At 66.8% G+C, this 21,713-nt stretch carries 21 protein-coding genes; 6 read left to right on the top strand and 15 right to left on the bottom strand.

Annotated features, from left to right (window positions below; genetic code table 11):
• Positions 1–5: 5 nt before the first annotated feature.
• Positions 6–659, bottom strand: coding sequence for an oxygen-insensitive NAD(P)H nitroreductase (nfsB, locus tag CAL12_RS14195; protein WP_086065038.1), 654 nt, complete (start codon positions 657–659; stop codon positions 6–8).
• A gap of 130 nt (positions 660–789) precedes the next feature.
• On the opposite strand from nfsB, the gene CAL12_RS14190 reads away from it, so the two are divergent.
• Positions 790–1,710 carry a LysR family transcriptional regulator gene (locus tag CAL12_RS14190; RefSeq protein ID WP_086065037.1) on the top strand — a complete coding sequence of 307 codons (921 nt, stop codon included), beginning with the start codon at positions 790–792 and terminating at the stop codon, positions 1,708–1,710.
• 52 nt (positions 1,711–1,762) lie between these two features.
• Here CAL12_RS14190 and CAL12_RS14185 read toward each other — a convergent pair whose 3' ends face one another.
• Positions 1,763–2,923, bottom strand: coding sequence for an acyl-CoA dehydrogenase family protein (locus tag CAL12_RS14185; RefSeq protein WP_086065036.1), 1,161 nt, complete (start codon positions 2,921–2,923; stop codon positions 1,763–1,765).
• Between the two features lie 141 nt (positions 2,924–3,064).
• Between CAL12_RS14185 and CAL12_RS14180 the strand changes: the two genes are divergently transcribed.
• Complete coding sequence (locus tag CAL12_RS14180) at positions 3,065–4,000, top strand: LysR family transcriptional regulator (RefSeq protein WP_086065035.1); 936 nt, start codon at positions 3,065–3,067, stop codon at positions 3,998–4,000.
• 69 nt (positions 4,001–4,069) lie between these two features.
• A complete protein-coding gene (locus CAL12_RS14175) occupies positions 4,070–4,888 on the top strand; it encodes an alpha/beta fold hydrolase (RefSeq protein WP_086065034.1) in 819 nt (272 codons plus the stop codon).
• Between the two features lie 26 nt (positions 4,889–4,914).
• Here CAL12_RS14175 and CAL12_RS14170 read toward each other — a convergent pair whose 3' ends face one another.
• The 3 genes from CAL12_RS14170 to CAL12_RS14160 all read right to left on the bottom strand — a co-directional run bounded on the left by CAL12_RS14170 (position 4,915) and on the right by CAL12_RS14160 (position 8,796).
• Positions 4,915–7,020 (bottom strand): 2Fe-2S iron-sulfur cluster-binding protein, encoded by a 2,106-nt coding sequence (locus tag CAL12_RS14170; RefSeq protein ID WP_086065033.1) that lies wholly within the window; start codon positions 7,018–7,020, stop codon positions 4,915–4,917.
• Between the two features lie 47 nt (positions 7,021–7,067).
• The gene (locus CAL12_RS14165; RefSeq protein ID WP_086065032.1) at positions 7,068–7,679 is read right to left on the bottom strand and encodes a glutathione S-transferase family protein; all 612 of its coding nucleotides are present in this window, start codon (positions 7,677–7,679) and stop codon (positions 7,068–7,070) included.
• A gap of 217 nt (positions 7,680–7,896) precedes the next feature.
• Positions 7,897–8,796, bottom strand: a complete 900-nt coding sequence (locus tag CAL12_RS14160; protein ID WP_086065031.1) for a LysR family transcriptional regulator — start codon at positions 8,794–8,796, stop codon at positions 7,897–7,899.
• A gap of 166 nt (positions 8,797–8,962) precedes the next feature.
• Between CAL12_RS14160 and CAL12_RS14155 the strand changes: the two genes are divergently transcribed.
• The gene (locus tag CAL12_RS14155; protein ID WP_086065030.1) at positions 8,963–9,436 is read left to right on the top strand and encodes a universal stress protein; all 474 of its coding nucleotides are present in this window, start codon (positions 8,963–8,965) and stop codon (positions 9,434–9,436) included.
• Positions 9,437–9,535: 99 nt separating this feature from the next.
• Here CAL12_RS14155 and CAL12_RS14150 read toward each other — a convergent pair whose 3' ends face one another.
• Positions 9,536–10,552 (bottom strand): D-cysteine desulfhydrase, encoded by a 1,017-nt coding sequence (locus tag CAL12_RS14150; RefSeq protein ID WP_086065029.1) that lies wholly within the window; start codon positions 10,550–10,552, stop codon positions 9,536–9,538.
• Between the two features lie 114 nt (positions 10,553–10,666).
• Here CAL12_RS14150 and CAL12_RS14145 point away from each other — a divergent pair, with 114 nt between their 5' ends.
• Together CAL12_RS14145 and CAL12_RS14140 are read left to right on the top strand one after the other, a co-directional pair.
• A complete protein-coding gene (locus CAL12_RS14145; protein WP_086065028.1) occupies positions 10,667–11,584 on the top strand; it encodes a LysR family transcriptional regulator in 918 nt (305 codons plus the stop codon).
• A gap of 169 nt (positions 11,585–11,753) precedes the next feature.
• The gene (locus tag CAL12_RS14140) at positions 11,754–12,230 is read left to right on the top strand and encodes a universal stress protein (RefSeq protein ID WP_086065027.1); all 477 of its coding nucleotides are present in this window, start codon (positions 11,754–11,756) and stop codon (positions 12,228–12,230) included.
• 51 nt (positions 12,231–12,281) lie between these two features.
• Here CAL12_RS14140 and CAL12_RS14135 read toward each other — a convergent pair whose 3' ends face one another.
• The 9 genes from CAL12_RS14135 to CAL12_RS14100 all read right to left on the bottom strand — a co-directional run bounded on the left by CAL12_RS14135 (position 12,282) and on the right by CAL12_RS14100 (position 21,672).
• A complete protein-coding gene (locus CAL12_RS14135; protein ID WP_086065026.1) occupies positions 12,282–13,274 on the bottom strand; it encodes a zinc-dependent alcohol dehydrogenase family protein in 993 nt (330 codons plus the stop codon).
• Positions 13,275–13,297: 23 nt separating this feature from the next.
• Positions 13,298–13,552 (bottom strand): universal stress protein, encoded by a 255-nt coding sequence (locus CAL12_RS28495; RefSeq protein ID WP_157792989.1) that lies wholly within the window; start codon positions 13,550–13,552, stop codon positions 13,298–13,300.
• Positions 13,549–13,698: a hypothetical protein gene (locus CAL12_RS28490; RefSeq protein ID WP_157792988.1), complete on the bottom strand. Its 150-nt coding sequence runs from the start codon at positions 13,696–13,698 to the stop codon at positions 13,549–13,551. The genes CAL12_RS28495 and CAL12_RS28490 overlap by 4 nt, the downstream gene beginning before the upstream one ends.
• Before the next feature lie 190 nt (positions 13,699–13,888).
• On the bottom strand, positions 13,889–14,080 hold the full coding sequence (locus CAL12_RS14125) for a hypothetical protein (protein ID WP_086065024.1): 192 nt from the start codon (positions 14,078–14,080) through the stop codon (positions 13,889–13,891).
• 59 nt (positions 14,081–14,139) lie between these two features.
• Positions 14,140–14,850 (bottom strand): HAD family hydrolase, encoded by a 711-nt coding sequence (locus tag CAL12_RS14120; protein WP_086065023.1) that lies wholly within the window; start codon positions 14,848–14,850, stop codon positions 14,140–14,142.
• 105 nt (positions 14,851–14,955) lie between these two features.
• On the bottom strand, positions 14,956–16,434 hold the full coding sequence (locus CAL12_RS14115) for an efflux transporter outer membrane subunit (RefSeq protein WP_086065022.1): 1,479 nt from the start codon (positions 16,432–16,434) through the stop codon (positions 14,956–14,958).
• A gap of 57 nt (positions 16,435–16,491) precedes the next feature.
• Entirely contained in the window at positions 16,492–19,731 is a 3,240-nt protein-coding gene (locus CAL12_RS14110) for an efflux RND transporter permease subunit (protein ID WP_086065021.1), read from the bottom strand.
• Complete coding sequence (locus CAL12_RS14105) at positions 19,728–20,954, bottom strand: efflux RND transporter periplasmic adaptor subunit (RefSeq protein WP_086065020.1); 1,227 nt, start codon at positions 20,952–20,954, stop codon at positions 19,728–19,730. The genes CAL12_RS14110 and CAL12_RS14105 overlap by 4 nt, the downstream gene beginning before the upstream one ends.
• Positions 20,955–20,982: 28 nt before the next feature.
• Positions 20,983–21,672 (bottom strand): gamma-glutamylcyclotransferase, encoded by a 690-nt coding sequence (locus tag CAL12_RS14100; RefSeq protein WP_086065019.1) that lies wholly within the window; start codon positions 21,670–21,672, stop codon positions 20,983–20,985.
• Between the last annotated feature and the right edge of the window lie 41 nt (positions 21,673–21,713).

Genomic DNA, 21,713 nt, shown 5'->3' with positions numbered 1-21,713 from the left:
GCCGCTCAAATGAAGGTCATGACGTCGGCTTGGGGCAGGCGTGACTTCGGCAGGCGGCTGTTGAAGTCCGTTTCAGCGTGATAGCCCAGCGACAACAGCACCACGCTGCTGTAGCCCCGTTCGCGCAAGCCCAGTTCCGCGTCCAGCAGGCGGAAATCGAAGCCCTCCATGGGCGTGGTGTCGATGCCTTGGGTCGCGGCGGCCAGCATCAGCGTGCCCAGGGCCAGGTAGACCTGCTTTTCCATCCAATGCTGCAGGTCTTTCTGTTCGTAGCGATGGATGTCGACGAAGGATTGCCGGCCCCTGCGCTGGCCTTCCTTGGCGCCTTCGATCTGGAATCGGCCGTCGCGTTCTTCCTGTTCCAGGATGGCCTCCATATGCCGGGGCGTCATGTCGGTGCGGGCGGCGAAGACGATCACGTGCGACGCGTTCATGATCTTGGGCCCGTTGTAGCCGAACGTGCCTTGCGCGGCCTTGGCGATGCGGGCCTTGCCGCCGTCGTCGCTGGCGACGATGAAATGCCAGGGTTGGGCGTTGACCGACGAGGGACTCATGCGCAGGCCCTCGAGCAATTGCTCGATCCGCGCCTGCGGGATCTTGCGCGACGTGTCGTAGGCCTTGGTGGTATAGCGGTTCTGGATGGCGGTGAGCGTTTCCATGGCGATGTCCTGGGTAATGACGTTGCGGCGGGGTGGCGAGCGTTCAATCTCGCCGTGGACGTATGTTCCGCTTGTGGCAGTTGACGAAAAACAGGGAAAATCGAGGAGGCCTTTCACTGTTTTCGTGAAAATGATCAAACTCGATGACCTCGCCCTGTTCGTCCGCTCCGCCGCCCTGGGCAGCTTTTCCGATGTCGCGCGCGAAGCGGACCTGCTGCCCGGACAGGTCAGCGCCGCCATCAAGCGCCTGGAAGGCGAACTCGACGTCCGCCTGTTCGCGCGATCGACCCGCAGCCTGCGGCTGACGGCGGAAGGCGTAGCCTATCTGCCGCATGCGCAGACGATCCTGGACAGCGTGCGCGCCGGCCATGAGGAACTGCACGGCCAGCAGCGCGAACTGCGCGGCGTGCTGCAGGTGGCGGCGCCATCCGACCTGGGCCGCAACGTGCTGCTGCCCTGGTTCACGCTGTTTCGCCAGCCTTATCCGCGCCTGACCTTGAAGCTGTTCTTTTCGGATCGGGTAACGGACGTCTTCCGGGATCCGGTGGATGTGGCGGTGCGCTACAGCGTGGCCGAGGACGCCAGCTACGTCGCGCTACCCCTGGCGCCGGAGAACCGGCGCGTGCTGGTGGCGTCGCCGGAATACCTGTCGCGGCGGGGCGTGCCGTCGTCGCCGGAGGATCTCGCCAGGCATGACTGCCTGCTTTACATGCTGAGCAGCCGGCTCTACGACAAATGGGAGTTCCGGGATGGCAAGAACAAGCTGTCGGTGAACGTCACGGGGACCATACACAGCGACGATGGCGACGTGGTGCGCCGGCTGGCCCTGGCGGGCGAGGGCATCGCCTACAAGTCCTGGATGGACGTCAGCGACGACGTGCGTACCGGGCGCCTGCACGTCCTGCTGCCGCACCTGGGCGGCGTGTCCGCGCCCTTGATGCTGGTGTGCCCGCATCGCAAGCAGTACTCGCCCGGCGTCCAGGCCTTGTACCGGCTGCTGCGGGAACGCTGCGAGGCCGTGCAGAAGACGCTGCCGGCGCTGCCGGGCTGAGGCGCGGCCTTGCGCCGGCGTCCGCCGCTTCCCGTGGTGGCCGCCAGCCGTCTCAGGCGGACTTCATCAACTGCTTGCCGATCACCAGCTGTTGGATCTGTGTCGTGCCTTCGTACAGCCGCAGCAAGCGCACGTCGCGATAGAAGCGTTCCACCTTGTACTCGTTGATGTAGCCCGACCCGCCGTGCACCTGCACGCCGCGATCGGCGACGCGGCCGACCATTTCGGTGCTGAAGAGCTTCGCACAGGCGGCCTGCATGCTGACTTCCGGATCGCTCACGTCGAACGGCTTGGCGTCGTAGCGGCGCGCGACCGATTGCACCAGCGACCAGGCGGCCAGCAGTTCCGCCTGGCTGTCGGCCAGCATGGCCTGCACGAGCTGGAAATCGCCGATGCGCTGGCCGAATTGCTTGCGCTGCTGGGCGTAGGCCACGCTTTCGCGCAGGATGCGGTCGGCCATGCCGCAGGCGACGGCCGATATGTGCAGGCGCCCGCGATCCAGCACCTTCATGGCGGTCTTGAAGCCCTTGCCCGGCTCGCCGCCGATGATATTTGCGGCCGGCACCCGCACATTGTCCAGGACGACGTCGCAGGTCTTGGTGCCGCGCTGGCCCATCTTGCGATCCGGCTTGCCCAGGCTCAGGCCCGGCAGGCCTGCCGGCACGATGAAGGCCGAGATGCCGCCCGCTCCTGGGCCGTCGGTGCGCGCCATCAGCGTGAAGGCGCCGGCGCGCGGGGCATTGGTGATGAAACGCTTGGTCCCCGCCAGCACATAGTCGGCGCCGTCCCTGACGCCGCGCGTCTTGATCGAGGCGGCGTCCGAACCGGCGTCCGGCTCTGTCAGCGCGAAGGAAACGATCAGCTCGCCGCTGGCGATGCGCGGCAGGTATTCGGCCTTCTGTTCGGCGGTGCCATCCATCAGGATGCCCTGCGAACCGATGCCGATGTTGGTCCCGACCACCGAGCGAAAGGCCAGGGCGGTGTGGCCAAGCTCATAGGCGACCGCGCATTCCTGCGCCATGCTCAGCCCGATGCCGCCGTATTCCTCCGGAATGGACAGTCCGAACAGGCCCAGTTCCTTCATGTCGGCGACGATGTCGGCCGGCACTTCGTCGTGCTCCTCGACGGCGTCCTCGGCGGGCATCAGCCGCTCGCGTACGAAGCGCTGCACGCTGTCCAGCAGCAGCTGGAAGGTTTCCTGGTCTAGGGGCATTGCTGTCTCCTGCGGGGTTCCGCGGCGAGGCGTTGTTGTCGGGTTTCGGTGATACGGCACATTATTTTCCCATCGGCCCTGCTTGACAATCCCAAAGACTATGAACAGTCTGTCAAATATTTTCGACGGATAGGGGCAGATTTGGACGCGCAGTCATTGGCGCTTTTCGTGGATATCGTCGAAGCCGGCAACCTGAGTTCGGCCGCGCGCAACCTGAAAATGAGCCGCGCCAACGTCAGTTACCACCTGGCGCAGCTGGAGAAGTCGGTGGGCCTGCAACTGATGCGGCGCACGACCCGCCGGGTCGAGCTCACCGAGGCCGGCGAACGTCTCTACCGCCATGGGCGGGTCGTCCGCGACGAAGTGCTCGCGGCGCGGGAAGCCGTGGCGTCGCTCGGGCGCGGATTGCACGGATCGCTGCGGATCAGCCTGCCCACCGGCTTCGGGCACATGGTCATGTCCGGTTGGCTGATCGAATTCAAGCGCGCCTATCCCGATATCGCGCTGGACGTGCTGTTCGACAACCGCGTGGACGATCTGCTGCGCGACGAAGTGGACGTGGCGGTAAGGGTGATGTCCGAGCCGCCGCAGCAGATGGTGGCGACCGAGTTGGCGGAAGTGCGCTACGTCGTGTGTGCTTCCGCCGCCTATGCGCGCAGCCATCCGTTGCCCTCGACGCTGGAGGAATTGGTGGAGGTTCCGCTGATCACGTCCGGTGTGTCCGGACGGGACCTGCGGGTATCGGCCTACCGTGGCGACGCGCGGCGGCAGCTTACCCTGCATCCCACGCTGGCATCGGAGAATTTCCAGTTCCTGCGCGAGGCCATCATGGCGGACCTGGGCGTGGGCCTCGTGCCCGATTACGTGGTGGCGGACGAAATCGGCCGTCGAGTGGTCACGGCCCTGGCCGATTGGCGGCTGAGCGTGTTCGGCACCCGCATGTTCCTGCTGCGGATGCCGGGGCGGTACCAGACCCTGGCCGCGCGGACCTTGATCGAGTTCGTCACGGGCAGGGCAGCCAAATGGCGTGAGCGTTTCGATACCGATACTTCGGCCGATGGCGAAACCGAAATCTAACGAAAATTTGAAACGTCCCGCGGCAGGCGGACTTTATCCTGGCGATCATATTGATACAGAGGAATCGTCATGACCATGAATCGCCGTGCATTCGCCGCCACGCTCGCGGGCGCCGCCGCCTCCACCTTGCTTCCCGGCCTGAGGGTGGCGCAGGCGGCCCCCGCCGCCGCGCCCGCCGCGGGCCCGGGCGCGATCAGGAACGTCGTGCTGGCGCATGGCCTCTTCGCCGACGGCTCCTGCTGGACCGAGGTGATCGCGCGATTGCAGGCCGCCGGCATGAACGCCACGGCGGTGCAGAACCCGCTGACGACGTTTCCCGAGGCCGTGGATGCCGTGCGCCGGGTCCTGGACCGTCAGGATGGCCCCACGGTGCTGGTCGGCCACTCGTTTTCAGGCATGCTCGTAACGGAAACGGGCGTGCATCCCAACGTGGCGTCGCTGGTCTACGTGGCCGCGCGCGCGCCGGACGCCAACGAAGACTACGCGCAGCTGGCCGCCAAATATCCCACGCCGCCCGCCAGCGCCGGCATCGTGTTCGACGGCGATGAGGGCCGCCTGAGCCAGGAGGCTTTCCTGAAGGACTTCGCCGGCGACCTGCCGCGCAAGAAGGCCATGGTGCTGTATGCCGTCCAGCAACCCTTCCGCAAGGCGCTGCTGACCGGCAAGACCACCCAGGCGGCCTGGCGTTCCAAGCCCAGCTTTTACGCCGTCTCCACCGAAGACCGCACCATCAACCCCGACCTGGAACGGTTCATGGCCAAGCGCATGGGCGCCACGACCATCGAGCTCAAGGCCAGCCACCTGTCGCTGATCTCGCAGCCGGAACGGATCGCCGGGCTGATCCTGCGCGCGGCGGGCAGGCAGCCGGGACAGAAGTCCGCCGCTTGAGGAAATCGCCGGGCAGGCAGGCGCCGTCACAGGTCCAGTTGCAATGGCTTGCCGCCCGCGGCGGGCACCGAGCAGCAGATCAGGGCCTCGCCATCGGGTACGTCGAACTCCGGTTGCTCGGCATACGCCACCGCGCCTTGCACGATGCGCGTGCGGCAAGTGCCGCAGCTGCCGCCCCGGCAGCCGAAGGCCGGTTCCAGCCCGCGTGCTTCCGCAAGTTCCAGCAGCGATCCGCCGCCGGGTTCCCAGCGCGCTTCCTTCGCGGATTGCAGGAAGATGACCGGCACCGATTCGGTCGCCGGCTGCGCCGCGGGCGGCGCTTTCGATGGCGCAGCCGGTTGATCCGCTGTTTGGGCGTTCGGCAGTGCGGCCGACGCCGCCGCCGCATCGGCCCGCCCGCCTTGCCGCGTCAGGGACGACGTCCCGAAGGCTTCCGCATGGATCCGTTCGTCCGGCACGTTCAGCGCGCGCAAGCCATCGTATAGCGACTGCATGAACGCAGCCGGCCCGCACAGGTAGAAGTCATAGTCGTCGAAAGGCAGGCGGGCGCGCAGCAGATCGATATCTATCCGTCCGGACTGGTCGTAGTCCTCGCCCAGGCGCGCGCCTTCCGGGTCGCTCAACAGCCGGAACACATGGACCGCCCCCTGGCCGGCGGCCTGCAACGCGGCCAGTTCGCCGGCAAACGCCCGCTCCGCCATCGAACGCGCCGAGTGGAAGAACCAGGTCGGCCGCATCCTTTGCTTGCGTTGTCCTTCATAAACGATGTGGCGCAGCATGGCCAGCATGGGCGTCACCCCGATGCCGGCGGCCAACAGCACCACTGGCCTCTTTTCGGTGGGGTCCACGGTGAAGGCGCCAGCGGGTGCGCGGACGTCGATGACGTCGCCCACCTGCACATGGTCATGCAGGAATTGCGACACCGCGCCGTCGCGCTTCACGCTGATGCGATAGCCGGCGTCCGAAGGCGCCACCGATAGCGTATACGTGCGCGTCAGCGGCTTTTCGGCACCTGGCGGCGTGACGCGGATGGGCAGGAACTGGCCTGCCTGATGCGGGACAGGCCCAGCGCCGTCGGCTGGCTCCAGGTGCAGGGAGCGCACGGCGCGGCTTTCTTCCACGATGCGCGCCACCCGGAACGGCCGCCAGCGATTGGCCAGCGCGGCGGCGCGCAGCCGGTCGGCGACCTGGGTCCAGTCGCCGGTCAACAGCGAACTGGGCGAAGCGCCGTCTTCCTTGCGCGCCCAGCGCAGGGGCAGCGCCCCCGCGCGCCGCACGACGATGCGCGGGAAGAACCGCCACAGGCGTTCGGCGCCCTGGAAGGCGGCGATCTCGGGCGAATCGACGATGACTTCGGCGCGGCCCGTCATCTGCAGCAGTTCGCCCGTCTCGAAATCGGCGAAGGTCACGCCGGCCACCGGGTTCACCATGAAGTTGCCCAGGGTATTGAAAAACAGGTTGCCGTTGAAATCGGGAATCGTCATGCCGCCGTCGTCGTCCAGCCGCACGAATCCCGGTTTGCCGCCGCGATGCGAGACATCGACCTGGCGTCCTTCGGGCAGGTCCACGTAGGACGCGACGAACAGGGTGTCCGCTCCCTGGATCAACGCGCGTGCCTTGGCATCCAGGGCGTCCATGACCTGCGGCGCGATGACGCTCTGTTCGGCGGGGTCCCGGGTGAAGACGATCGCGCGCTGCTGGATGTAGCGCGGGCAGTTGCCGAAGCTGTGCGTCACGTCGATGTGGGACAGCTTGCCCCCGGCATGGCGCAGCACGCCGTTCATGCGATTGCGGCGTCGCGTCGCCAGGTCGATGCCCAGCAGGCCGATGGCCTTGCCGTCTTCCAGCCCCGGATCCGCCGGATCGGCGGCTTCCCGCCCGATGGAGATATCCAGGCGGCGGGGATCCGGCGACGCCAGGAAGCCCGGATGCCCGGCCCGCAACGTCGCCCAGACCGTGCCATCCGGCGCCACGGCGCCCAGCGCCACGAAGGGCAGCTGCACGAAGAATTCGCGGTGCTGGTCCGGCATGTAGTCGCGGATGAAACGGCGGCCGACGTCGTCCATCCGGGCGAGGACGCCCACGCGGGATTGCAGGGCGAGTTCGCCGGCGTGCCAGGGTGCGGTGGACATGGTGACTCCCAGGGTTTTGAGGCGTTTAGGGTTCGGCGCGAGACCGATCAGGCGGCCAGTCCGACGGGCGTGCGCTGGAACTCCACGAAGCCGGGCAGGGCTTCGATGGCGGCCAGCCAGCGGCGCACGTTGGCGTAGTCCTTCAGGTCCACGTAGCCTTCGGGCGCGCGCGCCGTGTAGCTGTACAGGGCGACGTCGGCAATGGTCGGGTGATCGGCGGCGATCCACTGCCGGTTCGCCAGCGCGTCGTCCATGCGCTTGAGCACCACGTGGGCACGGGCGATGGCGGCATCGGCATCCAGGGGCGCGGCGAACACGGTGACCAGGCGGGCGGCGGCTGGGCCGAAGGCGATATCGCCGGCAGCCACCGACAGCCAGCGTTGCACGGCCGCGGCTTGCGCTGGTGCTTCCGGCAGCCAGTCGGTCTTGCCGGTTTTCTTGGCCAGGTAGACCAGGATGGCGTTGGAATCGGCGATCACGACGTCGCCGTCCACCAGGACCGGCACCTGGCCAAAGGGATTCAGCTTCAGGAAGTCCGGCTGCTTCTGGGCACGGTTGGCCAGGTCGACCTCCACCAGTTCGGCGGGTTGGTCGATCAGCGACAGGAACAGGCGGGCGCGGTGGGCGTGGCCGGACAGGGGGTGGTGGAAGAGTTTCATGGTGGCAGTCCTTTGTTTGCGGGTTTCGCACGTAATTTCGTGCTGAAACGAATCATAGGAGTGCCACGCCGGGGGAAAAATGGCCTGCGGGAGAAGGTATTCTTCTTGAAACGAGAATAATACGGGTGGGTCCAGCGACCTGGCTGCGCGACTGTTGCGGCGGCCCGCTGCAGCGACCCGTTGCAGCGACCCCCTTCGGCGACCTAGTCGCAGCGACCTAGTTCAGCGACTTGTCCGCGCGCAGCCGGTCGATCGCCAGATCCAGGAAGGCGCGTACCTTCTGCATGGCGTGCCGGCCTTCGCGGTGGATCACGTGGATAGGCATGGCGGGCGGTTCGTAATCGACCAACACCACGCGCAGCCTGCCGTCCCATAGCTCACCGGCCACCTGATAGGAAAGCACGCGCGCCATCCCGAAGCCCGCCACCGCCGCGGCAATGGCGGAATCGTTGGTCGTGGTGGCCAGCCGGGGCGTGAAGCGCAGGGGCTTCTGTTCGCCCTGGACCATGAAGCGCCATTCGGCCAATGCGCTCACGCCGGTGGTCTGTATCAGCGTGTGCGCCAGCAGGTCGTCCGGCGAGCGCGGCACGCCATGCTGCGCCAGGTAGGACGGCGCGGCGCACACCACGCGCCGCACGCGGCCCACGGGGATGGCCTGCAGTGAGGAACTGGGCAGTTCGCCGATGCGCACCCCCACGTCCACGCCTTCGTCGATGAAGCTGACGTTGCGATCCAGCAGCAGGCAGTTGACGTCCACTTCGGGATAGCGCTGCAGGTATTCGACGACGATGGGCGTCACGTGGCGCGCACCGAACAGGACAGGCGCGGTCACCGCCAGGCTGCCGCGCGGCGCCGCATGCGTGCCCGCCGCGGCGAGTTCGGCGTCCTCGATGTCGCCCAGGATGCGCTTGCAGTTTTCCAGATACGCGGCGCCGGTTTCGGTGGGCCGCACGACGCGCGTGGTGCGTGTCAGCAGGCGCACGCCCAGGTGGGCTTCCAGCTCGGTGATGACCCGACTGACCACCGATAGCGAGACATCGAGCTTGCGCGCGGCGGCGGTGAAGCCACCGCTCTCGACCACGGTGACGAAGGTCTTCATGGCGTGCAGGCGGTCCACGCGGCGGCTCCGGTAACGGGTTCAGGCGGCAGTATATCCAGTTGACGAAGGTCAATACGGCGCGCGGCACGCTGGATACAGTGCGGCTTGAGGCGGTGTGCCCCGCCGGTGGTGCATCCGCCACCAGGCAGCCGGTGCATCCAGGCCAGACGATAGGAAAGCGACGATGTACAAGAAAATCCTGGTGCCGGTCGACGGCAGCGAAACCAGCAACAGGGCGCTGGAGCAGGCCATCCGGCTGGCGCGGCTAAGCGAAGGCAAGATCCGCTTGATCCACATCCTGGATACGCTGCTGTACACCAACGGGTTCGAACGGCCGGAAATCTACGTGCATCAGATGCTGCCTTCCATGCTGCGCAACGGCCACCGCATCCTGGCGGATGCCAGGCATGTCCTGGAAGCGCAGGGCGTGGCATGCGATTGCCACCTGGAAGAATGCGACGGCCGCCGCGTTTCCGAAATCATTGTCGACCATGCCAGGGACTGGAAGGCCGACGTGATCGTGATGGGCACCCATGGCCGCCGTGGCATCAATCGCCTGGTCATGGGCAGCGACGCGGAACTGGTGGTGCGCACCGCGCCCGTTCCGGTGCTGCTGGTGCGGCCGGCGGACCAGGAGGGCGAAGCGGCGCGCGCCTGAGGTGTCCTCCTGAAGTGCCCGCCTGAAGTGCCCGCCCGGATCGCGGGCCGCGGCGCGGGCAGACTGCCACCGCCAGCCCGATCGCTGCCCACAGGGCGCTCAGCCCTTGCGGCCGTCGAAGGTCGAACGATAGGCGAACAGCGCCGCCGACCCGCCCGTGTGGACGAAGACCACGTTCTGGTCCTTGCCGAACTTGCCGGCGCGGATCTGGGCGATCAGGCCAGCCATACCCTTGCCCGAGTACACCGGATCCAGCAGGATGCCTTCCAGCTGCGCGGCCAGGCGGACGGCTTCCACCATGCCTTCGGTGGGAACGCCATAGCCGGCGCCGACGTGGCCGGCGTCCACCAGCACGTCCTCGCGCCGCACGGAGCTGGTGGGCAGGCCCATATAGTCACGCGTGGCCTGTGTCAGCTTCCACACGTTCTCGATCTGTTGCTCCTGCGCCGCGCGCACGCTGATACCCATCACGGGGATACCGCTGTTCATGGCGGCCAGCCCGGTGACCAGGCCGGCCTGGGTGCCGGCGCTGCCGGTCGCATGCACCACGGTGTCGATGCGCAGGCCCATTTCGAAGGACTGCGTCAGCAGTTCCTGGGCGCAGCCCACATAGCCCAGCGCGCCCACCGGATTGGAGCCGCCGCCGGGAATCACGTAGGGCTTCTTGCCGCGCTCGCGCAGTTGCGCCGCCAGTTCCTCCATGGCCCGCTGCATATTGGTACCGGAGGGCAGGCGCGCGGAGATTTCGCCGCCCATCAGCCGATCCAGCATCACGTTGCCCGATTCCTCGTAGTCCTCGCCGCCGTCGCTGACGCGCTGCTCCAGCAGGATCTTGCAGTCCATGCCGAAACGCGCGGCCGCGGCCACCGTCTGGCGCGCATGGTTGGACTGCACGGCGCCTTGCGTGATCAGGGTATCGGCGCCCTGGGCCAGCGCTTCGGCGACCAGGAATTCCAGCTTGCGGGTCTTGTTGCCGCCCGTCGCCAGGCCGGTGCAGTCGTCGCGCTTGATGTACAGGTTGGGCCCGCCCAGGTGACGGGACAAGTTGGGCATGGGCTCCAGCGGCGTGGGAAAGTGGCCCAGGCGTACGCGGGGATAGGCGGCGAGATGCATCATGGTGGGAATCCCGGGAAGAGATAAGGGAAGGGCGAGAGTAACGGACAGCCCGGAGAGCCGCCCAATGCTATATTTTCCGGCGCCCATGCTTTTTTTGCATAAGGGCCTGGATAAATGAAGCTGATCTGGCTCGAAGATTTTCTCGCCTTGCTGCATGCCGGCACGTTCTCGCGAGCCGCCGCGATGCGCAATATCACGCAGCCGGCGTTCTCGCGCCGCATCCAGATGCTGGAGGACTGGCTGGGCGTGCAGTTGATCGACCGCGCCAGCGCCGGCCTGCGGCTGACGCCGGTGGGTGAGCGCTATACGCACGAATTCCGCGCGTTGCTGATGCAGGCCACCGAACTGCGCAACCGCATACAGGCCGAGCAGCGGGGCGTCCGGCGCGTGCGGGTGGCGGCGCAGCACACCCTGACCATCACCTGGCTGCCGGAATTGCTGCGGCTGGTGCAGCGCGAAGCGCCCGCTGTCGAGCTTGGCGTGGATGCCGAGGATCGCCCCGAAAGCATCGCCCGCTTTTCGTCGGGCGAAGCGCAACTGCTGCTGTGCCTGGAAGCCGATACCCCCTTGCAAGCCACCATGCCGCACACCGAACGCATGCAGCTGGGCCACGACAGGCTGATCGCCGTCAGCGCGGCCACGCCGTCGGGCGTCCCGGCGCACGCGCCGCAGCCGGGGCGGGCGCTGCGGCTGCTGGGCTATCCCGCGCCCAGCTTCATGGGCGCCATCCTGTACAAGCACTGCCTGCCGCCGCTGATGGACCGGTACGAAGTCCGCATCGTCCAGGAATCGGGCTTCGTCGCCGGCATCAAGGAAATGGCGCTGGCCGGCATGGGCATGGCCTGGCTGCCGGAACGCCTGATCGCGCGAGAGCTGGCGACGGGCGCGCTGGTGGTCGCGGGACCTGACCTGCCCACGGTCGATGTCCCGGTGTCCCTGTACCGCGCGGCCCGCGCCGGCGGCGCCACGGTGGTCGACGAGATATGGGACCTGCTGCGGGACTGCCACCGGGCGCGGGCGCCCGGCGCCTGAACGGTCGCGATGTCGCCGCCGCGAAAGGTGCGGGTCGTTGCGAGCGTTCCGGTCGTTGCGGGCGTTGCGGACATCGCGGACGACGATAAGCCTTGACTCAGGTCACGGAGCCCCGCGGCCTCGCGGCGCAGCATAGGGACTCCCCCGTCAAGGATCCAAGGAGTCCCTCATGTACCGGAAAATCATGGTTGCCGTGGACGGCAGCAGGATCGCGAGCGCCGCGGTTGAGCATGCAGCCCGCCTGGCGGCGTCGGAAGGCGCCGCGCTGTACGCGATCTGCGTGGCGGAATACCCCAGCGCCTACTACACGTCGCTGGTCTACGACCCGGCGGCCTTGGCCAGCGCCGTCGAATCGGACGCGCGCAAGGTCCTGGACGATGCCACCGCGGCGGTGGCGAAGTCCGGCGTGGTGGTCGAGTCGCACCTGATCCACGGCAGCGAAGTCGACGACACCGTCGCCGAGCGCCTGTTGGAGGCGGCGCGCGGCATCAACGCGGATCTGGTGGTGCTGGGCACGCATGGCCGGCGCGGCGTGCGGCGGATCCTGCTGGGTAGCGTCGCCGAAGCCTTCATCCGCATCGCGGACCGGCCGGTGTTGCTGTATCCGGACCGTGCCGCGCATGCCGTCCGCGACGCGGTCGCGTGACGTTCGCGCCGTACGCCACACCGTGGCGATCCGCGCGCGCCCGAGAACCGCTCAAGGCCCCGGCGGAACGAGCACCGCGGCGCCCACCAGGCGGCCTCCGCGAAGATCCGCCAACGCGCGGTTCGCGTCGGCCAGGGGATAAGTGGTGGTGTGCACTTTTATCGGCGCCGCCGCGACCACCCGCAGGAATTCCTCGCCATCCTCGCGGGTCAAGTTGGCGACCGATACGATCCGCCGCTCTTCCCACAGCAGCCGATAGGGAAAGGACGGAATGTCGCTCATGTGGATTCCCCCGCACACGACGCGGCCGCCTTTGCGCACGGCGGCCAGCGCCGTGGGGACCAGGGCGCCCACCGGCGCAAAAATAATGGCCGCATCGAGCTCATGCGGCGGCATCTGGTCCGAGCCGCCGGCCCACGCCGCGCCCAAGGACAGCGCCAGCGCCTGGGCGGCATCGTCTCCGGGCCGTGTGAAGGCGTAGACGCTACGACCCTGCCGGCAGCAGACCTGCGCCAGGATATGGGCGGCCGCGCCGAAGCCGTACAGGCCGACATGACTGGCGTTTCCCGCCGCCCGCAGCGAGCGCCAGCCTATCAGGCCGGCGCACATCAGCGGCGCGGTCGCCACGGGGTCCGCATCGTCGGGCAAGGGGAATACGAAGTTGGCGTCAGCCAGGGCATGGGTGGCGAAGCCGCCATCGACGGTGTAGCCGGTGAACAATGGCGCGTCGCACAGGTTCTCCTGGCCCTGGCCGCAATAGGGGCAATGTCCGCAGGTATGGGCCAGCCAGGCCACCCCGACGCGCATGCCCAGCGCGGGGGCGATCACATCGGGGCCTTGCGCGTCGACGATGCCGACCACCTCATGGCCGGGAACGACAGGCAGCGCGGGGTGGGGCAGTTCGCCGTCCACGACGTGCAGGTCCGTGCGGCATATCCCGCAGGCTTCGATGCGGATACGCACCTGGCCCGCGCCGGGCTGCGGCAAGGGGCGCGACTCCAGTACCAGGGGCTGGCCGGCCGCACGCAGGACCATCGCTTCCATACGCATCGCTTCCATGCGCGCGGCTACTTGACGATGGTGACGGGAACCTGCGCCAGGTGCAGCGTCTTGGTGGTGACCGATCCCAGCCACAGGCCGGCCGTCGTGCCCAGGCCGCGCGAGCCCATGACGATCTGGTCGCATTTGTGCTGGCGCACCGACCCCGAGATGATGGGGATCTGCACGTTCAGCGGTTCGTACATCTTCTTGTGCTGGACGACGTGGTTCAAGGCGCGCAGCGCATTGTCGGAGCCGTCGATAGGGATGAGGACGCAGCTCATGATGCTCTCTGCTCGCAGGCGTCGCGCAGCATCCGCTCGGTAAGCCGCAGCGCGCGCAGCGCGTCGTCCGTGCTGGCGCCCAGGCCCAGCACAAAATGCAGGATCAGGGATGCCATGCGGTTGATGTCGTACGATTCGGTGTTCATGGGCTGTCTCCTTGCTGAACATGGCAAGTTTCCATCCGCGCCCATGAGACGTCATTGATTTCGATCAAGCGCGGGCCCCACGGGCGAGCCCGGGAACCTCACGCGTCAGCGCGCGCCGTGGGAAGCAGGCGCGTCTTGCGTCCACGATGGATGCAAGACGCGGAAACGCGCTTAATGGCGGCCGACCCTGCTACCCGGGACGGCGCGCGCCCTGACCATGTTGCCGGCTGCTGGTCTGGTCCTGCCCGGTGCCGAGCTGATCCGCATGGCCGTCCTTCTTGGTGCGGTTCTGGCCGTCGTCATGGCTGCGCTGGTTCTCGCGTGAACGGTCGTCCGCCTGGGCGTCGGTATCGCCCGTGTTCGCGTTCTGGGGATGCGTCATCGTTGGCTCCTGGGTGATGCATGAGCCGAAAACGCAGCATGGGGCATGCCTGTGTGCCATCAGCGCGGGCAGCCTGCCGCGGCGGAGGCGTCCTCCGCGGTTCCGGCGGAATAGCCATCCAGGAGCGGAATGACTTGTCGCAAATCCGGCAGGATATCCAGGCAGAGCGCCCGCATCTCATCCGTGGGCGCAAGCACGTCCGGCACCATGATCACGGGCACGCCGGCCGCATGAGCGGCCCGCACCCCGTTGTAGGAGTCCTCCAGCGCCAGGCAGCGAAACGGCGCGATGCCCAGCCTGCCCACCGCGTCCAGATACAGGTCTGGATGCGGTTTGCCGCGCGCGACGTCGTCGCGCGTGACGACCGCGTCGAAGCGGTCCAGAATCCCCGCCGCCGTCAGGTGGTGGGCGGCTTTTTCGCGCGATGACGACGTGGCCACCACGCGCGGCAGGCCTCGTCGGTCGAGATGGTGCAGAAGCGCTTCCGCGCCGGGTCGCAATTCCAGCAGCCCGTCGTCGATCAAGCCATGCAGATGGGTCGTCGCGGCGCTGAACAGGGCGTCCGCGGGCGCATCGCCGCCACACCGTTCCAGCAGCAGGCGGCGGCAGACATCGGCGGGTGAACCGATCAAGGACACGCAGAACTCGCGCGGGGTATCGACGCCGATCTCCTGGCCGGCCGCCTCCAGCGCCCGCACGGCCAACGTTTCCGTGTTCAGCAGCAGGCCGTCCATGTCGAAGATGACGCCCTGGAATCTCGTCGCCGTCATTGCAGTTTCGCCCAACACAAAATTTCCTGCTCCTCGTACGCACTCTTACCATTGCGCGGCCTATCGTAACCGTTCAATGAGCCGGATAAGCCGCGACTACCCCGGTCACGACGCCCAGCCACCGCCCAGCGCCCGGATCAGGTTGACGGTGGAGCGTGCGCGCTCGCCGTCCAGCTGGACGGCCGTGCGCTGCTGCTGCAGCACCGTGCGGTCCGCGTCGATTACGTCGAAGTAGCTTATGGAACCTTCGCGGTATTGCGTATGCGACAGCCGCGCCGCCCGTTCGGATGCCGCCACCGCGGCGTCCTGCGCCTTGCCCTGGTCTCCCAAGATGCGGAGGTTGGCCAGGTTGTCCTCCACCTCGCGGAAGGCGTTCAGTACCGTTCCACGATAGTCGGCAACCTTCTCCTCATAGCTCGCGCGGGCACGATCGACGCCGGCCTGACGGCGTCCGCCGTCGAACAAGGGTAGATTCAGCGCGGTCCCCACCAGTGGTCCCAGCAGGAAGGTGCGGCTGGACCAGTTGAACAGGTCGCCCAACTGGCCGGACTCGAAGCCGAGCGCACCTGTCAAGCGAAGGCTGGGAAAAAAGGCCGCGCGGGCCATGCCGACACGTGAATTCGCGGCCGCCATCGCACGTTCCGCCGCGGCGATGTCGGGCCGGCGTTCCAGCAGCGCAGATGGCAGGCCGGCGGGCACGGCTACCCTGACCCTCGTCATCGGCCGCCCCGGCAGGGAAAATTCCGCGGGAGTGTGGCCCAGCAAGACGGCCAGCGCGTGCTCGGCCACCGCACGGCGGCGGGCGATAGCCAGTGCCTCGGACTGCGCGGACGCCAGCTCGGATGCGGCGCGCGCCACGTCGACTTCGTTTGTGTCGCCGGCGTCAAAGCGCCGCTGCACCAGCTGCATGGACTGGCTACGCAACTCCAGCGTGCGCTGGAACAGGGCAGCCTCGGCGTCCAGTTCGCGTACCTGGAAGTACTGTTGGGCCACATCGGCCTGCAGGGCCAGCAGCACCGAATGGAACAGCGCCTCTCCGCGCTGAGCGTCCGCCGTGGCGGCATCCACCGTCGCGGCGACGCGGCCGAACAAGTCGGCTTCATACGAGACGCCGACCTGCGCACGATAAAGCGTCGAGGCCTGAGTATCGCCGTCGTCCGCCAGACCCTGCGACGCGGGAGACGGCCGCTGGCGCGTGGCGCCAACGCCGGCATCCACACGCGGATACAGACCGGCGCGGGCGTCCTTCACCAGGGCACGCGCCTGGTCCAAGCGCGCGGCGGCGGCCTTCAGGTCCTGATTGGCCTGCCCGGCGCGTCGTTCCAGGGCGTCCAGCTCGTCGTCCTCGAATACGGCCCACCAGTCGCCGCGGGCGATGTGCTCAGCCGGCCGGGCCGATTTCCACAGGCTGGACTCGGCTCCGGCCAGCGTCGCGGACGCTTCTTTGTACGCGGGCGGCGTTTCCACCGGTGGCCGTTCATAGGCAGGCATGACCGAGCAGCCGGCCAGCACCAGCATTGCGGCTAGCAGGCTCGAGATGGCGCCGATCAGGCGCCGCGGCTGGCCCGCTACAGTTTTGTGCATGGGTTTCGCAATTGTCGGATTCATGATCAGGCTCCAACTGGATGATCGATAGGTCGCTCAGGTTTGCGCGGTGCCGGGCGAAGCCGCTTGCGGCAGGCTCAGGGCAGGCGACGCGGCCGCTCGTTCCGGTGCCGTGATGGGCGCTACATGAGGCGTGGCGGAGTGCAGGGGCCGGTTGCCGGTCAACTGTCGCAGCAGGACGTAGAACACTGGCGTCAGCAACAGGCCGAACAGCGTCACGCCCAGCATGCCGAAGAACACCGCGATGCCCATGGCGCGGCGCATCTCCGATCCAGCGCCCGTGGACACCACCAGCGGTACGACGCCCATGATGAAAGCGATCGAGGTCATCAGGATCGGACGGAGGCGCAGCCGGCTGGACTCGATCGCGGCCTTGATGGCGGTCCGCCCCTGCATCTCGAGTTCGCGGGCGAATTCGACGATCAGGATGGCGTTCTTCGCCGACAGGCCCACCAGCACCATCAGGCCGATCTGCGTGAAGATGTTGTTGTCGCCGCGCGTCAGCCACACGCCGGCCAGGGCGGACAAGATGCTCATGGGGACGATCAGGATGATGGCCAGCGGCAGTGTCAGGCTTTCGTACATCGCGGCCAGGACCAGGAACACCAGCAGAACGCTGATGGGGAATACCCACAGGGCCGCGTTGCCGGCAAGGATCTGCTGATAGGTCAGGTCAGTCCATTCGAACTTGATCCCGCGCGGTAGCGTTTCAGCGGCGATGCGCTCGACCGCGGCCTGCGCCTGTCCGCTGGAATAGCCGGGCGCGGGGCCGCCGTTGATGTCCGCCGCGGTGAACCCGTTGTAGCGAACAACCATTTCGGGGCCGTAGGCCTGCTTCACCTTGAGCAGCGAAGACAACGGCACCATGTCGCCATGCGCGTTACGGGTCTTCAACTGGCCGATGTTCTCCGCCGAGGCGCGGAAGGGCGCATCGGCTTGCGCGCGTACCTGGTAAACGCGGCCGAAGCGGTTGAAATCGTTGACATAAAGCGAACCCAGGTAAATCTGCATGGTGTCGAAGACATCGGCCACCGTCACGCCCAGTTGCCGGGCCTTGGCACGATCCAGATCGACATCGAGTTGCGGCACATTGATCTGGTAGCTGGTGAACATCGGTCCCAGCGCAGGCTCTTTGGCCGCGGCCTTCAGGAATGCCTGGGTCGCGTCGTTCAGCGCCTCGTAGCCCAGCGCGCCACGGTCCTGGATCTGCAGCTTGAAGCCACCCACCGTGCCCAGCCCGGAAACCGGGGGCGGCGGGAAGGTGGCGATCGTGGCGCCCTTGATCTGTCCAAACTTCTCATTCAATGCGGCGGCGATGGCATCCGCGGATTCTTCCGGCGACCGCTCCCTGGACGGCTTGAGCACGGAAAACACCAGCGCGCTGGACGAGGAATTGGTGAGTCCATTGACGGACAGCCCGGGAAAGGACGGGACGTTCACCACGCCAGGGACTTTCATGGCAATCTCGTTCATCTCGTGTACGACGGCCTCGGTGCGTTCCAGGGATGCGCCGTTGGGCAGCTGGACGATGCTGACCAGATAGTCTTTGTCCTGGGCGGGTACGAAACCGCCTGGCACGACGTGGCCCAGCAACGCGGTGGCGCCGAGCAGCACGCCGTAGGCGGGCAGCATGGCCATCTTGCGGTTGATGATGCCGCCCACGCCGCGGCCGTAAGCATCGGAACCACGGTGGAATATCTTGTTGAAGGCCGCGAAGAAACGCCCCAGCACACGGTCTATCAGCAGCGTCAACCTGTCCTTGGGCGCATGGTGGCTCTTCAGCAGGATGGCCGACAGCGCGGGCGACAAGGTCAGCGAATTGAATGCAGAGATCACGGTCGAGATCGCGATCGTCATGGCGAACTGCTTATAGAACTGGCCCGTCAGGCCGGACATGAACGCCAGCGGTACGAACACGGCCACCAGCGTCAGCGCGATCGCGATGATGGGACCGGAGACTTCCTGCATGGCCTTGTAGGTGGCGTCCCGCGCGGACAAGCCGTTCGCGATATTGCGTTCGACGTTTTCCACCACCACGATCGCATCGTCCACCACGATCCCGATCGCCAGCACCATTCCGAAGAGCGACAAGGCATTGATAGTGAACCCGAAGGCCAGCAGCAACGAGAATGTGCCGACGATGGAAACCGGCACCGCAAGCAGCGGGATCAGCGACGCCCGCCAGGATTGCAGGAACACCACCACCACGATAACGACCAGCACGATGGCTTCCAGCAGTGTGTGGATGACGGCGTCTATGCTCTCCCTCACGAAGCGCGTGGGATCGTACTTCACGCCATAATCCACACCTTCCGGCATGTCGGCCTTCAGCTCCTCCATGGCGGCGCGCACGTCGTCGGATATCTGCAGGGCGTTGGCGCCGGGCTGCTGGAAGATGATCAGCTGCACGGCAGGCTTGTCGTCCAGCATCGCACGCAGTGCGTATTCGGCTGCGCCCAATTCGACGCGCGCCACGTCGGAAAGACGCACCACCGCACCGTCGGTCGATGTCTTGAGGATGATGCCGCGGAAGTCTTCTTCCGTCTTCAGCCGGCCCTGGGCATTCACGTTGAACTGCATGGCGACATTGGCCGGCATGGGCGAAGCACCGATACTGCCGGCTGCCGCCTGGATGTTCTGCCCGCGAATGGCATTGACGACCTCGTTGGCCGTCAGATGCTGGGCCGCCACCTTGGAAGGATCCAGCCAGACCCGCATTGCGTAATCGCCAGAGCCCCACATCACGACTTCGCCTACGCCCGGTATGCGCGCCAGGCGGTCCTTGACGTTGATCAGCGCGTAATTGCGCAGATAGGTCAGGTCATAGCGGCCGTTCGACGAAAACAGGCTTACACCCATGGTCAGCGTGGGCGAGGACTTCACCGTGCTCACGCCCAGGCGCTGCACGTCTTCTGGCAAGCGGGGCAGGGCCTGCGTTACCCGGTTCTGTACGAACTGCTGCGCCTTGTCGGGATCCGTGCCCAGCTTGAAGGTCACGGTCGTCGTCATGTTGCCGTCGCTATTGGCTTGCGATTGCATATAAAGCATGTTTTCCACGCCGTTGATCTGCTCCTCGATGGGTGCGGCCACGGTTTCGGCGATCACTTTCGGGTTGGCGCCGGGATACTGCGCCCGCACGATGACGGAAGGCGGCACGACTTCCGGGTATTCGCCGGTGGACAGCATCTTCAAGGCGATCAGGCCAGCCAGCACCACGACCGCCGACAGCACGCCGGCGAAGATGGGCCGGTCGATAAAGAACTTCGAGATATTCATGATGGGCTCCGCGCGAGCGTCGTCACGGGCTCGCTGCCTACGGGTTGCTTCGGGTTTGTGTTGGTGGCGACTGGCTTGCCATCGGTCATGTCGACCAGGCGCGGCCGCACGGGCTCGGCGGGGCGCACCCGCTGCATGCCCTTGATGACCACGCGTTCGCCCGGCTGCAGGCCGGCCGTGACGACGCGCATGCCGTCGTGTTCATTGCCCAGCTCGACCTCGCGGTACCGCACCAGGTTGGCATCGTCGACTACCAGCACGAAGCGCTTGGCCTGGTCCGTGCCGATCGCTGCTTCGTTGATCAGCACTGCCTGGCGTGGCGTGCCGGCGCCGACTTTCACGCGGGCATACAAACCTGGCAGCAGAGCGTTGTCGCCGTTGTCGAACCGAGCCCGCACGCGGATGGTGCCGGACCGGTCGTCCAGTTGGTTGTCCACCGAGTCGATACGGCCCTGGCGCGAATAGCCGTCCTCGTCCGCCAGGCCCAGGTAGACCGGTGTCTTCGACGATCCGGCCTGGCGCAGGTAACGGAGGTAGGTTTGCTCGTCGGCATCGAATGAGGCGTAGATGGGCGACTGCGATACCACCGTGGTCAGCAGGGGCGTCGCGGCGCCCGCCTGTACGATGTTGCCTATCGTCAGTTCCGCCCGCGAAACGCGGCCGGACACCGGCGCCGTCACACGCGTATACGACAGATCGATGCGCGCGGTATCGGCCGCCGCTCTGGCGGCGCGCAGCGCGGCGCTCGCTTCCAGCGAGGCATTGCGCTTCTCTTCGTAATCGCGGCGCGCCACCGCGTTATCGGCCAACAGCCGCTGGCTGCGCGCGAATTCGGATGATGCATAGGCCGCGCGCGCCTCCGCGGCCGTGACCTGGGCCTGGGCGCGCTCCAGCGCCGCGGCATAGGGTTGCGGGTCTATGGTGAACAGCAGATCGCCTTTCTTTACCGTCGCGCCGTCGGCGAAATGCACGGCGACGATCCTGCCGGACGCAAGCGGGCGGATCTCCACCTTGTCTATGGCTTCGAGCCGGCCCGAGTAGCTTTGCCACTCGACGATAGGCTCGCTGACAACGGCGGCGACGTCGACTTCGGTTGCCGCGGCCGGCGCGGCGGCGGCCTGTGCGCCGGCAATGCCGTGGCGATAATACGTAGCGCCGCCGCCCGCCACGGCAATGGATAGCGCGGCGAGCAGCACCGACAATGGTCTGGGTCGGATGGTCATGGGGAACTCCTGGGAAAGGAAACGGCCGTTACGGGAGAGCCCGATCGGCGCCGTGTTGCATATGGGAACCGATGCGCCTGAGCTCGCAGGCCAGCGCTTCCACGTAGTCGTCCGTGCAGCCGCGGTCGGCCAGCGCGAAAGACAGCTTGAAGACGTAGTCGGCATTGCTGCCATGCACGCCCGATGCGCGCGCGATCAGCGGCGCGACGGTGGCGACGGACGAATCGATTTCGAATTGCGGGCGTCGGCGATCGGCGACGAAGACCAGCGCATGCACGCGCTGGCCGTTCGCCAAGTCGACCGGCAGCCAGGTTGGCAAGTAAGCGCCGGACACCATTTCGCGCTGCCACAGCAGCGGCAACTCCTGTTCGAGCTTTTGCGTGGCAAGTCGGTACACCACCCCGTGGGTGCGGCCTTCGGGTTCCAGCGCCAGCATGCGTCCCGGCGTTTCGTTGGTGGCGCGGCCGACGACCATGCGCAGGCAAAAGCTTCGATGCCAGCCATCCAGCGCGGCGGCCTGCTGCGCCTGGAAGTCCAGCAGCGGGTTCCAGATCAGCGACCCATAGCCGAACACCCACACATCGCCGCCGTCAGGACGTATCCGCATCGTCTCTTCGAGCGAGCGCAGGATGCGCTCGCGTGGCCATCGCCAAGCGTGGGGCAGGGTGGTATACAGCCGCAGATAGTCGCCCGACCGGATCAGCTCTCTGGTCAACATGCTTCGCACCTCGTCTTGTAGATGACGGGCGCAGTATGACT

The organism is Bordetella genomosp. 8, assembly GCF_002119685.1.
In the GTDB taxonomy this organism is placed as follows: domain Bacteria; phylum Pseudomonadota; class Gammaproteobacteria; order Burkholderiales; family Burkholderiaceae_B; genus Bordetella_C.
This window is presented reverse-complemented; position numbering and strand designations above follow the sequence as displayed.